This is a genomic window from Bacteroides sp. AF34-31BH, from assembly GCF_003602795.1.
Lineage (GTDB): Bacteria > Bacteroidota > Bacteroidia > Bacteroidales > Bacteroidaceae > Bacteroides > Bacteroides uniformis.
The window spans coordinates 735460-749959 of sequence record NZ_QTLV01000001.1 but is presented as its reverse complement, the minus strand read 5'-3'; the positions used below and the strand labels follow the sequence as shown (position 1 = coordinate 749959).

8 protein-coding genes are annotated in these 14500 nt (G+C 44.5%); 1 reads left to right on the top strand and 7 read right to left on the bottom strand.

Features of this window, described 5'->3' with window-relative positions; genetic code table 11:
• Nucleotides 1–97: 97 nt before the first annotated feature.
• The 3 genes from DWZ67_RS03170 to DWZ67_RS03160 form a co-directional block, all read right to left on the bottom strand.
• Nucleotides 98–1714, bottom strand: a complete 1617-nt coding sequence (locus tag DWZ67_RS03170; RefSeq protein ID WP_009037857.1) for a RagB/SusD family nutrient uptake outer membrane protein — start codon at nucleotides 1712–1714, stop codon at nucleotides 98–100.
• A 21-nt stretch (nucleotides 1715–1735) separates the two neighbouring features.
• On the bottom strand, nucleotides 1736–4975 hold the full coding sequence (locus tag DWZ67_RS03165; protein ID WP_016273123.1) for a TonB-dependent receptor: 3240 nt from the start codon (nucleotides 4973–4975) through the stop codon (nucleotides 1736–1738).
• Between the two features lie 106 nt (nucleotides 4976–5081).
• Nucleotides 5082–6101, bottom strand: coding sequence for a FecR family protein (locus DWZ67_RS03160; protein WP_057087273.1), 1020 nt, complete (start codon nucleotides 6099–6101; stop codon nucleotides 5082–5084).
• A gap of 153 nt (nucleotides 6102–6254) precedes the next feature.
• Between DWZ67_RS03160 and DWZ67_RS03155 the strand changes: the two genes are divergently transcribed.
• A complete protein-coding gene (locus DWZ67_RS03155; protein WP_119961204.1) occupies nucleotides 6255–6803 on the top strand; it encodes an RNA polymerase sigma-70 factor in 549 nt (182 codons plus the stop codon).
• Between the two features lie 70 nt (nucleotides 6804–6873).
• Here the strand turns inward: DWZ67_RS03155 and DWZ67_RS03150 are convergent, their stop codons facing one another.
• From DWZ67_RS03150 to DWZ67_RS03135, 4 genes are all read right to left on the bottom strand, one after another.
• Nucleotides 6874–9084 carry a glycoside hydrolase family 3 N-terminal domain-containing protein gene (locus DWZ67_RS03150; protein ID WP_120138110.1) on the bottom strand — a complete coding sequence of 737 codons (2211 nt, stop codon included), beginning with the start codon at nucleotides 9082–9084 and terminating at the stop codon, nucleotides 6874–6876.
• A gap of 106 nt (nucleotides 9085–9190) precedes the next feature.
• A complete protein-coding gene (locus tag DWZ67_RS03145) occupies nucleotides 9191–9961 on the bottom strand; it encodes a hypothetical protein (protein WP_120138109.1) in 771 nt (256 codons plus the stop codon).
• A gap of 11 nt (nucleotides 9962–9972) precedes the next feature.
• The gene (locus DWZ67_RS03140) at nucleotides 9973–12693 is read right to left on the bottom strand and encodes a sugar-binding domain-containing protein (RefSeq protein WP_120138108.1); all 2721 of its coding nucleotides are present in this window, start codon (nucleotides 12691–12693) and stop codon (nucleotides 9973–9975) included.
• Complete coding sequence (locus DWZ67_RS03135) at nucleotides 12690–14486, bottom strand: glycoside hydrolase family 2 protein (RefSeq protein WP_120138107.1); 1797 nt, start codon at nucleotides 14484–14486, stop codon at nucleotides 12690–12692. The genes DWZ67_RS03140 and DWZ67_RS03135 overlap by 4 nt, the downstream gene beginning before the upstream one ends.
• Between the last annotated feature and the right edge of the window lie 14 nt (nucleotides 14487–14500).

The window sequence follows — 14500 nt, the reverse complement described above, 5'->3', positions numbered from 1 at the left end:
TTGCCTTTGTTCTCAATGGACGCGGACAATTCCCTTTATGAGAATCTTGAAAACTATCTTTTTACCTTTATTCGTGTTTTATTTTGTCTTTGTGCTGTTAATATCCTTCGTTTTGCGGGAATTCTGCACCCGTATTTGAATCGATTATGCTCTGAGGAATCGGCCATAATGTGTGGTAATCACGCATAACGGGCCCCGATTCTGTATTGTATTTGCGGGTACGCTCCAATAATTTGCCGGTACGGCATAAGGTAAAGCGGCGTGATTCTTCACCTACCAACTCGCGGATACGTTCGTCCAGCAAGAAGTCCATGGTCATTTCACTGTCCGTAATTTCAGGAGCATGTGCGCGACGGCGTACAACATTGATTGCTTCGCGGGCACCTGAAATATCGTTCAACCCCAACCTTGCTTCGCAGAGTAAGAGATAAGTCTCGGACAAACGGAACTTCATGCGGTCACGGTAGGAACCGGTCAAAGAAAGGTTTTCGGAACGGCCATAGAAGAATTTTGTCAGAGCCGGATAAAGACGGAAGGTGGTAAACCATGTTTCGTCTGTAATCGTGGCTTTTTTACCATAAAGGTCGGGCATGTTCTCGTTGTTGTAATACCAGTTACGTTTGATGTTGTATTCGGAATTACGAATGTCTTCTTCATCAAAGAAACCGGTATCTTCTCCAATCCACCATTTCATTGGTACCAATTGCGACAAGCCGCGGCCACCCAGTGAGTCTGCCAAAACAAAACCGGTAATCTCGAAGTATTTGGGTTCCCAGGCACGGCGTGTCCAGTCATCGGAATTTGTACCGCCACCAGTAGTGTTATATTCAAACTGCATGACCCAAATGCTTTCCATATTGCCGGATGTGCGATTTTGGTTGTTTTCAACGAATAGGTCGGAGAACACATCGCCGTTTGCTTTTGCCTTTTCACCGAAGCGGTCTTCCATCAAGTGGAAATATCCGCTGTTGATGACATTCTCTGCAGCAGTTTCAGCCTTTGCATAATCACCCTGCATCAAGTAAACCTCACTTAGTAAGTGTTCTGCCGCCCATTTGGTCAGCTTGCCGACTTTTACGGCATCAGGGTCAGTAGGCAGGTTCTCGACAGCAAACTGAAGGTCTTCTACCATGTGGGCAATAACCTCTTCCTTCGGTGTACGGGTAAAATCGATTCTGAACTGATCTTGAATCTTGTCTACATAAGGAACGTCTCCATACAGATAAACCAATGTACGGTATGCATAGGCGCGGAAAAAACGTGATTCTGCCTGATAGAGCGCCTTGTCTGTGCTATTATCCCAGTTCGTGTTTATTTCCGAGTATTTCAACATCTCATTGGCTCCTGCAATCAGACTATAAGCCCAGTTCCAGTAGGAGCCTACAATACCGGTATTTGGAGTTAATGTCAAGAAACCGAACGGTTGGATAGAACCGTCTTTGGTACCCATGGTAGCAAGGTCAGTGGCAATCTGTAATGCTTCGTAAGGGCAAGCGGCATTGTGCATGAAGGCACCGTTTTCACCCCAAGTGTTGTATTCAGAGCGTGCTTCGGCATAAAGTCCGGTAGAACCTACTTCGAAACCATAGGAACTTGTATATGTGTTGTCCGGAGCCAGTTCACTTTTCAGTTTCTCATCCAGAAAGTCAGAGCAACCGGTAGCAGACAGAGCTACTAACAGAGCTAGAGTTGCTTTTGATATATAATTTTTCATTGTATATATATTTAAGTAAGTTTAGAATGATAAGTTCAGTCCAAGTACGTAGGAACGTGCAGTCGGGTAAGAGGCAAACCAACTGTTGTCATAGTTCAATACGCTGCGTATGTCACAGAATGTATAAGGATTCTCCACACTGATATTGACTCCCAAACCGCTCAGTCCCAATTTTTTTACAAAATTCTTTTCAAAATTGTATCCTAAAGTGATATTCTTTATTTGGATGTATGTAAAGTCTTTGTAATAGCTGTGTCCGTCGAAGTTGTTATATGCTGGAGAAGCATATTTGGAATTGGTGTGTTCCGGTGTCCAGTAATCGGCATTATGCAGATAGTTGTATAGGTTGTAACTCCAACTTCCGATATTGGCTTCGTTCAACTCACGCGTAACTTTGAAGGTTCCATTCAGTAGGAATGACAAGTAAAAGTTCTTGTAAGTCAATGTATTGCTCATAGACATGAGGAAGCTTGGATTTTTTGAACCGATGATAACTTTATCATTGGAGTCAATATAACCGTTTCCGTCTGCGTCTTTCACTTTGGCAGAACCTGGTTTGGCACCTTTCTGGATCTCTTTTTCTGTACCGTCTGCTGCGGTATAGGTGAATTTGTCACCTTCCTGCCAGATGCCGTCGACGTCATAGTCGTAGTAAACTCGCAAAGGTTTGCCGATGAACCATTTATTGGTGATATCATCTTTCTTGTCACCACGCAGGTCTACAATCTTGTCACGGTTCAGTGAAAAGATGATTCCGGTGCTCCATTCGAAGTCCTTATTACGTATGTTGACGGTGTTCAAGGTAAATTCAACACCTTTATTGCGTGTTTTACCCACATTATCCCAAATGGTTTTATAGCCGTTCATGATAGGAACAGTACGTTTCATCAGCAAGTCTTTTGTGTTGGCGACATACATTTCAATGTTACCGTTGATACGGCCGTTGAAGAATGAATAGTCGATACCGACGTTGAATGTTTGGGTTGTTTCCCACTTTAGATTCGGATTTCCGACACCGTCGTTGGCCAGATAAGCACCGTTGACACCTGCTCCACCGTCACCCCAGATATAGTTTGTGAGGTGCAGACGGTCCAATGTCTGATAGGGGTTGATGGCTTGGTTACCGTTAGAACCATAAGATACGCGGAGCTTCAATTGGTCCAGCCAGTTTTGTGCATTTTCCATAAAACTTTCGGAAGCAATGTTCCATGCAGCAGCCACTGACGGGAAGAATGCATACTTGTTGTTTGCACCGAAGGCAGAATAACCGTCGGAACGTCCGGTCAGGGTCAACATATATTTTCCTGCATATGAATAATTCAAGCGAAGCATATAAGACAGCATCGAGGTTTCTGATAAACCAGAACTTACGGTTTTATTCTTTTCACCTGCATTGATGTTATGATAACTGGAATCATCGTTTACAAAACTTTCGGCGCTTGACTTGGAAGTCTTTTTCTGAGTTTGTTGTACACTGAACAAACCTGTAGCGTCGAAACGGTGCTTGCCAAATTCACGATTATATTTGAGCAGATTTTCCCAAGTGTAATCCCAGTAGTGTTCATTGTTGATGCTGGCTTTTCCGCTGGCTGTTCTACCGTCTTTGGTGTCACGGCCATAGTATGTGCCGGTAAAGTCGCTACGATAGTTGTAACCAAAGGTTGTACGGGCTGAAAGACCTTTTACCGGCAACAGAATGTCAGCATAGGTGTTGATGAAGAAGTTACGTCTTGTTTGATCTTGGTCGGCATTGACATTGGCCATCGGGTTAATAATCAGGGATTGGTCCATAGGTTCTTCATAATACTTGCCGTTTTCATCTTTGTAGATACCATAAGGACTTTGCTTTACAGCATGTTCAATATTCGGGGTTATACCACCGCCATCTCTTTGAATAAATTGGGTCTGTATACCAATAGTCAGCCATTTGTTTAATACTTGTGTGACATTCAAATTGATATTGTAACGTTTCATAGCAGAATTGTAGACTACACCTTCTTGATCCAGATAGGAAACTGCCCCCATATAAGTGGTGCTTTCAGTACCTCCGGAAATGCCTACTTGATGTTCCATGGTAAATGCATTGCGGAAAATATAGTCCTGCCAGTCGTTTGTAACGCCTTTCTTGTAATTTATAAGTTCGCTGGCACTCAGAATATTCTCAGGAGCCAATTGGTCTCCGCTCCATCCATCTTTCAGGCGTGCAATGTCTTGTTTAAATGTGATGTATTCGTCTGGAGTCATCACATCAATAGTCTGTTGGGGTTGCGACATTCTGAACTGCCCTTTGTATGTAACTTGGGGTGCACCTTTCTTGCCTTTCTTTGATTGAATCAAGATAACACCATTGGAACCGCGTGAGCCGTAGATAGCTGCTGCGGAAGCATCTTTCAAGACACTAAGGCTTTCGATGATGTTTGGGTCAATATCACTCAAAGAACCATTGTAAGGAATACCGTCCAATACAATAAGCGGTGCATTGTCAGCACTTAATGAGTTTTCACCACGTACACGGAGGGTTTGGTCTGCCCCCGGTTTCGCATCACCAGTAGTTACGCTTAAGCCCGGAATTTGTCCTGCGAGACGGTCCATCAAGTTACTGCTATTTATCATGTTCAGTTTCTTCTGGTCTACTGATACCAGACCTCCAGTCAGGTCGGACTTACGCTGTGTACCATAGCCGATTACCACGACTTCTGCCAGTGTTTTACTGTCTTCCACTAACTTTACGGTACTGTTTCTACCAGCTTTTACAGTCTGTGTCACATAACCGATATAGGAGATTTTGAGATTACTCCCTGCCGGTGCGTTGATTGTGTATTTTCCGTCAAGATCTGTAATGACACCAGTACTGGTTCCTTCCACCATGACATTTGCTCCGATAATCGGTTCACCACTTTCGTCAATTACTGTACCAGAGATGTTCTGTGGTTGTCCGGATATTGCCTTGTTATTCTTTCCGGTATATAAAATAATGTGTGTTGCGTCGATTTCAAATTTAACATTGGTCCCTTTCAATAAGGCTGCTATTGTCTTATTAATAGTTTCATTCTTAACATTCAAGCTGACTTTCTGTTTGATGTCTATTTGCTGCGATTCATAGAAGAAAGTGTATCCGCTTTGCTTTTCCACTTTTGGCATAGCCTCTGATAATGGGATATTTGTGAACTTCAGTGTGATCAGTTTCTCTTTCTTTTGTGCAGAAACCGGGGCACATAGAAATACCAGTATAAGAATGATGAGTTGTTTTCTTATATCCATAATTGTCTTAAATTTAAAGATTAATGTAGGTGTTTACTTTTCGTTAATTATTAAATAATGTGCATTTCTCATTTGTTTGGCATAAGTTTTTAATTTTGTTACTGTTTCATTTTACTTTTTGTTTTGTGTCTGCAAACGAAATTGTCAACTCATTCTCTTCGTTAAAGGTATATTTCATAGGTTGGATGCGTGCCATGATGCGGAGTATTTCGTCCAGCGGTTCGCTACGCAACGTAAACGTATAGAAATATTTATTGGATAATGTAGGATCCACGTCTATCTTTACCCGATACCATTTAGAAAGCAGTTTGCAAATGTCTCCCAATGAACGGTTTCTGAATACGAGTTGTGTATTTGCCCACGAAGAGGCAAAATGTACATCATCTTTTTCTACCTTAAGTGTCAGGGTTTTCCGATTAAAAGTAGCTGTTTCGCCCGGTTTGAGGAAACGGTTCTCTGTCTCGGTTTCCAAAGAGACGGACCCTTCTACCAAACTCACCAATGTATTTTCCGAACCGGGGAATGCATCGACATTGAATTTGGTTCCGTGAACTACGATACGCATACCTTCTGTCTGCACGATAAAAGGTTTGTCAGCATCGTGTGCTACATCGAAGTAAGCTTCACCAGTTACATTTACGATACGCTCATCCTTATTCATTTGTGATTCGTATTGCAAAGAGGTCTCTGTATGCATCCATACTTCGCTTCCGTCAGGAAGGAGAACCTTAGACTTACCCGACAAATTAGAGTATAACTGCGGCATGGCTTCAGGCTGTCCGTTAAGGAATCCTATGTAGAATGAGCAACCGATGGCAACAGCTATACATGCAGCTACTGCGTAGCGGTATATCCGTTTCAGTTCGAAGCGTTTCTTTGCAGGTTTTGCAGTCTGCTTAGGCTCGCTGGCGTGCATACGGTTGACAAGTTCATTCCAATAATATTCGGTATTGGGCGTGTAGTTTTCTACATTTGCCTGAATTTTTTCCCATAACAGTTGCAATTCCTTGAATAACGCTTCGTTGTTACTGCTGCGTAACCAAGTCTCCAATTGCCGCTCTTCGTCTGCGGAAATTTCCTGTTTCAACTTAGGAATGATTAAATTCCAAGGAACACTTTTTTTCATGATCATGATGTTTTTATAGGCCTTCACTTATATGACACATCACTTGAGTTTAACCCTTATTCCGATTCCAATTATTTTTTTAATAAATTTCGAGGAACAAATAATATTAGTATCTTTGCCGCTCAAGAAGCCCTTATCTAATATAACTTCGATATGCCTGCAGAAGATGATATCCTATTGTTACAGTTAATCAAACAAGATGACGAGAAGGCTTTCAAGCACCTTTTCGATACTTATTTTGTTTCACTCTGCCGCTTCATGTCCCTTTATCTGAGAGACAAGCAGGAGATAGAAGAACTGGCCCTTTCTATCTTTATGAATTTGTGGGAGGGTAGGGCCGACTTGACTCTTAAAATCTCATTCAAGGCTTATCTTTTCCAGTCTGCACGTAATCGTTGCCTGAATGCTTTACGCGATGAAAAGGATACGGTTCCCATCGAGGGAGGAGAAGAATATGGATATGCTCTTGCGGCTGATACTTCGGTGGAGATGGAAGAACTTAATCGATTGATTGAAGAAGCTGTTTGTTCCCTTCCGAACAAATGTGGGCAGGTTTATCGCAAAAGTAGGGAAGAAGGGAAGACTAATCAAGAAATTGCCGGGGAAATGGGTATTTCTGTCAAGACGGTGGAGGCCCAAATAACCAAAGCCTTGAAGCATATCAAGAAATTTTTAGGAGAACAGTATACTTATTTGTTCTAAAAATAGAAATTGCAGGCCATCTGTCTTTTAGAATGATGAAAGGAGGATGGCCTACAATATAAAAAGAAGATTAATCTATAACCGTGAATTTTACTTTCTGGTCTTTCACTATTACATAATATTCTCCATTTTCAAGGAAATGTTCACCATTGGCATTTACAAAACCAAGATCACGTATCGGGTCTATTTCAAAGCGGAATATATGTGTTTCACCTGCTTTAATTAGTTGCTTTTCGAAGTGCTTCAACTCTTTGCATGGACGGGTAATCGTGCTAAATGGGTCTGAGATAAACCAATGCACCACTTCTGCACCGTCACGTTTGCCTACATTGGTGACTGGGATTTCCATTACCAACTTTTCACCGCGTCTGATGGTTTCTTTGGGCAAGTTGATATTACCATAATTAAAGGTGGTATAACTCAAGCCGTATCCGAATTCATACAGTGGGGTAGAGGGGAGGTCTTGATATTTGCCACTTTGTGGACGGGCTGTTTTGCGCTGATTGTAATAGATTGGAATCTGTCCGGTGGAATGTGGAAAAGTAATGGAAAGCTTGCCCGAAGGATTTACCCGGCCGGACAAGACACCTGCCAATGGTTTACCGCCAGGTACTCCCGGTTGCCACATTTCAACGATGGCGTCACAGAGAGGTTCCACTTTAGAGAGTCCCAAAGGACGTCCGTTAGCCAGTACCAGAACAATCGGTTTGCCTGCTTTCTTCATTTCAGCAATGAATTCCTCTTGAATGGCAGGCAGTTCTATGATGGAACGCGATGCGTTTTCGCCACTCCACTTTTTCTTTTCACCCATACAGAGTAGAATGACATCTGCTTTCCGGGCTACAGCCAGTGCCTCACTGAATTTGGAAGTGTCGTTACCGTCGAAATCACAACCCTCGGTATAAATCAGTTCAGCCTTGCCTGCAAATTCTGCATCCAGCGCCTTTTTGATGGGGAGGACATCTTCTGCATGTCCATGTCCATACCATGACCCCAGGAGCTCGGCACAGTTTTCTACCAGAGGCCCCATGACGGCGATAGTTGGCTTGTTCCCGTTTGCCAGAGGGAGTACCTTGTTTTCATTCTTCAGTAGAACAATGCTCTCTTCTGCCAGTTTCTCTGCAATAGTCAGGCTTTGTGGAAGGAGGAAGCGCTCTTTTTCTGTAGATGTCGGGGTGTAGGGATTGTCAAAAAGTCCAAGGCGGAATTTGATACGGAGCACGCGTTTTACTGCATCGTCCACCAGTTGCATGCTTATTTTACCTTCTTCCACCAGCTTTGCCATATGCCTGTCATAGCAATGCCCCATCATGTCCATTTCTAGGCCAGCGTTGAAAGCCAGACGGGCAGCTTCTTTGCGGTCGGCAGCATGGCCCTGGTCAATAAGTTGCGGTACTGCAGACCAGTCTGAAACAACAAAGCCGTCGTGTTTCCAACGGTTCTTCAGAATTTCTGTCATCGTGTAATGGTTGGCGCTTCCGGGAGTGCCGCTGATGTCATTGAATGAACTCATTAAAGTAGCGGCACCGGCTTTTACGCCAGCTTCATAGGGAGGAATATAGGTGTCCCACAGAGTCTGATTGGAGATTTCCGTATAAACATAGTCACGTCCTGCTTCAGAAGCGCCGTATCCGATATAATGTTTAAGGCAGGCGGCTACTCGCTTGCTGTCGGACATGTCTTCACCTTGGTATCCTTTGATGGATGCGACACCGAATACAGCATTGGTATAAGGGTCTTCGCCATAGCCCTCTGCAACACGTCCCCAGCGTCCGTCTCTTGCCACGTCAATCATAGGGGAAAAAGTCCAGTCTACCCCGGACATGCGTGCTTCCTGGGCGGCAACGGCACATGCTTGTTCTACCAATTGGGGATTCCAAGAACATGCTTGTCCCAAAGAGATGGGATAAATGGTACGGAACCCGTGAATGACGTCGTATCCGAAAAGGATGGGGATACCCAGACGTGATTCTTCCATTGCTTTTCTCTGAGCCTCGTTACGCAGATTGGCATCTTCATCAAAATAAATGAGGGAGCCTAGTGTGGCAGGAATTTTTTTTACTTCCTCACCACGATTGTTCTCGTTGTTATTCCGCCCCAAAGTGTACTGGTTGAGTTGTTGTACCTTTTCTTCCAGCGTCATTCTGCTGACCAGGTCATTCACACGCTCCTCAATGGGAGCTTTGGCATCTTTGTAGATGGGTTGCTTTTTGTCTGCAGCCATTGCTCCGGCCAGGCAACCACTTAAAAGGAGGCAACTGATAAATGTTAGTTTCTTCATGATATATATAATTATGCTATTCTCATTAAATAAGACACGTTTTTCGGAATCTGCTCCTACACAAAGGTCGTTTTTTTAAGGAATATAAACAAGTACATGCAAGGGCTTATTTGAAAATAGGCTTATCGGTTAGTGTCATGGAAGCTTGTTCGTTATTTTTTAGTTCAAATACCACTATTTCATTATTACCTGCTATCAGAGCACCGGCAGGTATCTCCAGGGTCTTTTCTGCATTTTCTTCCCAGTAGGCACCCAAGTATTGCCCGTTTATCCAGACTTCTCCCATTCCCCAGCCGGACACGTCAAGAAAGGTCTCTTGTGCCGGGTTGCTTACTGTGACACAACCTTTACGGAAGCAGGGGATGGAGGAGGCGCCTTCTTTGAAAGTTATTCCGGCCACATCGCATTCCTTAATTTCCAATGGGGTCATCTTCCAGCCTTCTAAATCTGTCTTTCCCAATATTATGCTGCCGTAGATACCTTTTGAATTGTCCAGAATTTCAGGACCATAGGTAATACGTCCGATATTTTCAGTATAGATACTAAGTTTGTGTATACCTATCGGTAGATTGGTTTTCAAGCTTTTACTGCTATCTTTTAAATATCCTTGCAGTTTGCCGTCTGCATAGACCACAGCATAATCCCGTACGTTTTCAATAGTTAGTGTGGGATTCTCCTCTTCCACATCAACGGTTGTCTCATAGAGGGCATAGCCAAAATCCATATCCAGTTCATTCATGGGCAGTAAGGCATCATCTTCTACAGTTTCTCCATAAACTTGTTCCAATGGAGCTGTTTGTGACATTTTTATCTCTTGTGCTGCTGCCGGTCCGACCGGCAGCAACAAAAGAGCCCAAAGCAAGAATAATTTCATCATATTTCCTTTATTTATTTCTTTAAGAATGATTCAATGTAGGACTCGTCAACGGTAATTTGTGGAGCGAATTTGTCACTCTTTACGTAGCGGTCAATGCTTTCCAGCAATTGCTGGGTGGCAGGACGTTCGTTGATGTTTTTCTGGGTATCTACGGCCAGTACCAGTAGACTGCCTTTCTTCACTTTTGCTTCGAAACCAATACCGAGCTTTTCATTATTGTCGTAATGGTCTATTACTTGTATGAAAGGCCGCAGTGCTGCCGGAGCATCTTTCATCTCAATAACCTTGGCATTTTCCAGAATGTCCCACCACTGCCAGTCAGTATGGTAGGAAGTTATGAAATGCTCGAATATAGGCTGGTCGTCATGAATCAGACTGCCAATGGTCATAGGAGGCCATTTGAACATTATCGGATTCCAAAAGTGATTGTGGAACACGGATTTACGACCTTTTACTTTGGAAGGTTTGGGGCAGAGTACCACTTTCTTGCCATCGGCAAGGTGTTGTTTTGCTTTTTCATCGAATACTGTGGTGTAGAGCACTTCACTAGTGGACTGCATTAAGTTGCTATGACGGGGATATACCCAGATATCCCAGCTGTTTTTTACGTGTGCAACAGAAAGATGGACCGTCAGCTTCTGTGGTTCAGTGATATTGTCCAATGCATAACTGAAATTGCCAAGTGGAAATACCCCGTTCTTTCCGACAGTTTGTGTTTTCAGTTTTCCGCTCTTAAGGGTTTTACCGTTGCTGTCGGTGATACTCCAATTGATTTTTGCGTTTTTCAATAGGGCAGGTCCATAATTGTATATTTCCGCTTTTCCTTCAAACACTTCATCATTGTAAAGTGCGCGTTTGTCGAAACGGAGCAACGCAACAGTCGGTGCACAGAACTCGCGCCACTTTTCCGGTGTGATGAGCCCTTTGGTATTCCAGAAAGGATCGAGAATGCCTACCGGTGCATATCCTTGTCCGGTAAAATCATTCAGAGACAGTAATTGGAAACCGCCTTTCAGATAAGTGCGCAACTGGGCTTCTATGACATCCTTGTACTCTATGGCGGTCAAGGCTCCAGAAGCACGGAAGAAGTCATGTGCCTGGTCGAGCATGTGGTTCTTGTCCAGCAGTTCACGGAATATCTCGAAATTACGCGCTTGTACGGGGCCGGTGAAGTTCTTTATTTCCTCGAAATTGGGATAGATGCACCGCTGTCCGGATTCATGCGAGATGATGGGCAGGCCTACTCCCAGTTCCTTGTTTTTGTCCCAGTTTGTATAAGGACGTCCTTCGTAGATAGCCATGTGTCCTTTGGTAGTCTGATGGGTAATGTAGAACTGGTCTGATTTGACACGTGTGCGGGCTGTGGAACCGCTGTATAGACGGCGGTTATCCAACTGGCGGGCCGTGGCGGTAAGCTCTTCTATGAAACTGAAATCGCCGGTAATTTCGTTTCCGTTACAGTAGAGAATGAAGGAAGGGTGATTCCCATATTCTTTCAAGATACCCCGCAGCTCGCGACGGAAGAAATTCCAGCGCTTCTCATCGGGTTGGGCATCTTTACCCCACATCGGCATTTCCACCTCCAGATAGACACCCAGCTTGTCTGCCATACGGAACGCAGCGGCAGGAGGACACCAGGAGTGGAAGCGCATATGGTTCATACCATATTCTTTCAGGATACGGAGTACACGTTCCCAAGAGGCATCGTCCACGGGAGCATAGCCGGTCTTGGGGAACACTGCGTTTTCAACGGTACCGCGCAGGTGTATGGGTTCGCCATTAAGGATGATATGGTCCTCACCGGCCTCTACTTCGCGCATACCGAAAGTTGTGCTTTTCTCATGCGCATAGGATTGGCCATCTACACTGGAAGTCAGCTTACAGTCCAACGTATAAAGATTGGGATGGAACTCATTCCACAAATGGATATCCTTACCCAAAAACATCTCTTCCTCGATATAAGTAATGGAATCGGTCACTGTTACCGGTACTTCCTTTTGCAGTCTATAGTCCTTTCCTGTCACGTGGAAGGATATTTTGCCGCTGGCGGTATGTTCTGTACAGTTGCGGACAGTCATTTTGACTTTGATGCTTTTGTTCTTGATGTCCGGATAGACCTGCATGTCATCTACATAGACCGGGTCTACAGCTACCAGCTTAATTTCGCCCAATACTCCGTTCCAGTTTATTTGGGTAAATTCGGAGTGGGCATGGTCCCATTTATGGGTATCGTACTGGTAGCGGTTGTCTATGCAGAAAGTTATCAGTTCTTTTTTGCCTGGATGTAGCCATTGGGTCAGTTCGTGGTTGTGGGGAATACTGATGTAGTCTATTTTACTCACTTCTTCTTTGCCTACATATACCGAACTGAGCCAGTGTGTACGTTCAAAATAGAGGAAAATGCGTTTGCCTTTCCATGCCGCAGGAATCTCTATTTCCCGCTGGTACCATGCGGGGCCCATATATTCGTAGACACGGGTCAGCCTATCCAGGTGGCGGTAAGGAGATTTGTAGCCTATTTTATAGTCATCTGTAATTCCCGGTAGAACGATGCTTTCCTGCAGGCGATGGCAGTAACGTACGTCCAGTGAACCTCTCCGGAAGTCCATGACATCTGTCTGGAATGCCCATTCACCAGACAAGTCCATTTCATTCTTTTCTTGGGCATGCCCGCTCCAGACCATAGAGGTCAGGAGGAGGGCAGCCATGTAGTGTTTTATTTTGTGCTTCATTGTTCTGTTTTCTTTTGGTTATAGTAATCACGCATGATGTACCATGCTTTTTTGCGTTGTCCCTGGTCGGAAACCAGTCCTTTACGGTTCCATTCCCCTCCCTGGTGTGGATGGAAACGGAAGGGAGAACGGAAATCAAAAAGAATCCACGGCGATGTTCCGCGCAGGTTGGGGATATGCTTGAACATTTCCAGATTGTCCTTGTAGAGTTGTGCCTGATAATCCTCACTCCAAGAACTCTTGACTTCCGCGTCGCCATGTTTGCCATAGAGCGCTTCGCCTCCGAACTCGGAAATGAAAAGAGGTTTGCCGGGAGCTACATTCCAGACAGCCTGGTCCGGAGCCAGTGGCCAGTCATGATACCATCCCATATATTTGTTGATGGCTACCATGTCCAGGATGTTGATAATGGAGTCATTCATCTCAAAGTTCCGGCTTTCGCGGTTGAAGCGTACCAAATCGAAGGCGGCCGTAATCAGACGGGTTGAGTCGATGTCCAGGCAACATTGTTTCATGTGTTTCAGAAATTCATTGCGCGGGGCGGAAGTGGCTGTTTCATTGGCAATCCCCCAAAAGGCAACGGAACAACGGTTTTTGTCGCGCATCACCATCTCTTTAATCATTCTGCCTGCTTTCTCACGGGTAGCGGTATTTTTGAAGTCAATCCCTTGCCAGATAGGTATCTCTTCCCATAAAAGAAATCCCATTCTTTCTGCCAGGCGGACAGTATATTCATTTTGTGGATAATGTGCCAGACGAATCATGTTGGCACCCAGCTCTTTGGCTTCGGACAACAGCATTGTTGCGTCCGCTTCTGAGAAGGCACGCCCGCGGCGTTGCGGAATTTCCTCGTGGAAGCTGACACTGCGCAGGAAGATGGGCCGGTCGTTCAGATAGATATCTTCGCCTTTTACATAAAGGTTACGGAAACCAATTTGCTCGTTGAGCCGGTCACTTTCCGAAGTGATGGTCACATCATACAGCTTTGGAGCATCCGGTGACCAACGTTGCAGTTTTTTGGTTTTGATGGTGGCCCGGGCAATTCCGTTGGCATCGGTAGCCATGTTCTGTCTGATGCCCAATTCGGGGATGGCGACTTGCACGTTGATGCCAGGCTTTGCTTCGGATAAGGTTACTTTGGCACGAATCAGGTTGGATTGTATCTTGTCCAACTGGATGAAATGGTCTTTGATGTAGCTTTGTGGAACGCTTACCAACATTACATCGCGCGTGATGCCGCCGTAATTCCACCAGTCAAAGGACATGGCAGGGATGGCATCCGTGGTGCGGGTATTGTTGACTTTCACCACCAGGAAGTTGTCCATTTGCTTTACCTTATCTGTGATTTCCACCTGGAAGGGAGTGAATCCGCCTTCATGGCTGGCTATTTTTTCCCCGTTCAGATATATTTTGCTACGGTAACTTACCGCACCGAAATAGAGAAACAAACGTTTGCCGTCAGTCTTTGGGGTATCGAAAGAGCGTCCGTACCATACAGTCCCTTCATAAAATTTCAATTCGGGCATTTGTGAATTGAAATCGGCAGGTACATTCAGGACCAAACCTCCGTCGAAAGAGTATTCGTAAAATTGCTTGTTGTCCTGAGGTTTTCTGTTTTTGTACACCTGCATCCTTTCCCCTTGGTCATAAAGGTCTACAATGGCTCCCCACTTCCCATTCAGTAGCCGGTAGTCGCGTCCGTAAACATTGGACAATAAGTCTTGTGCTTGTGACTTGCCTCCCAGTACAGACACTGCGAGCAAACAAGTAATCATTAATCTTTTAATTCTCATAAATCGTATGTATC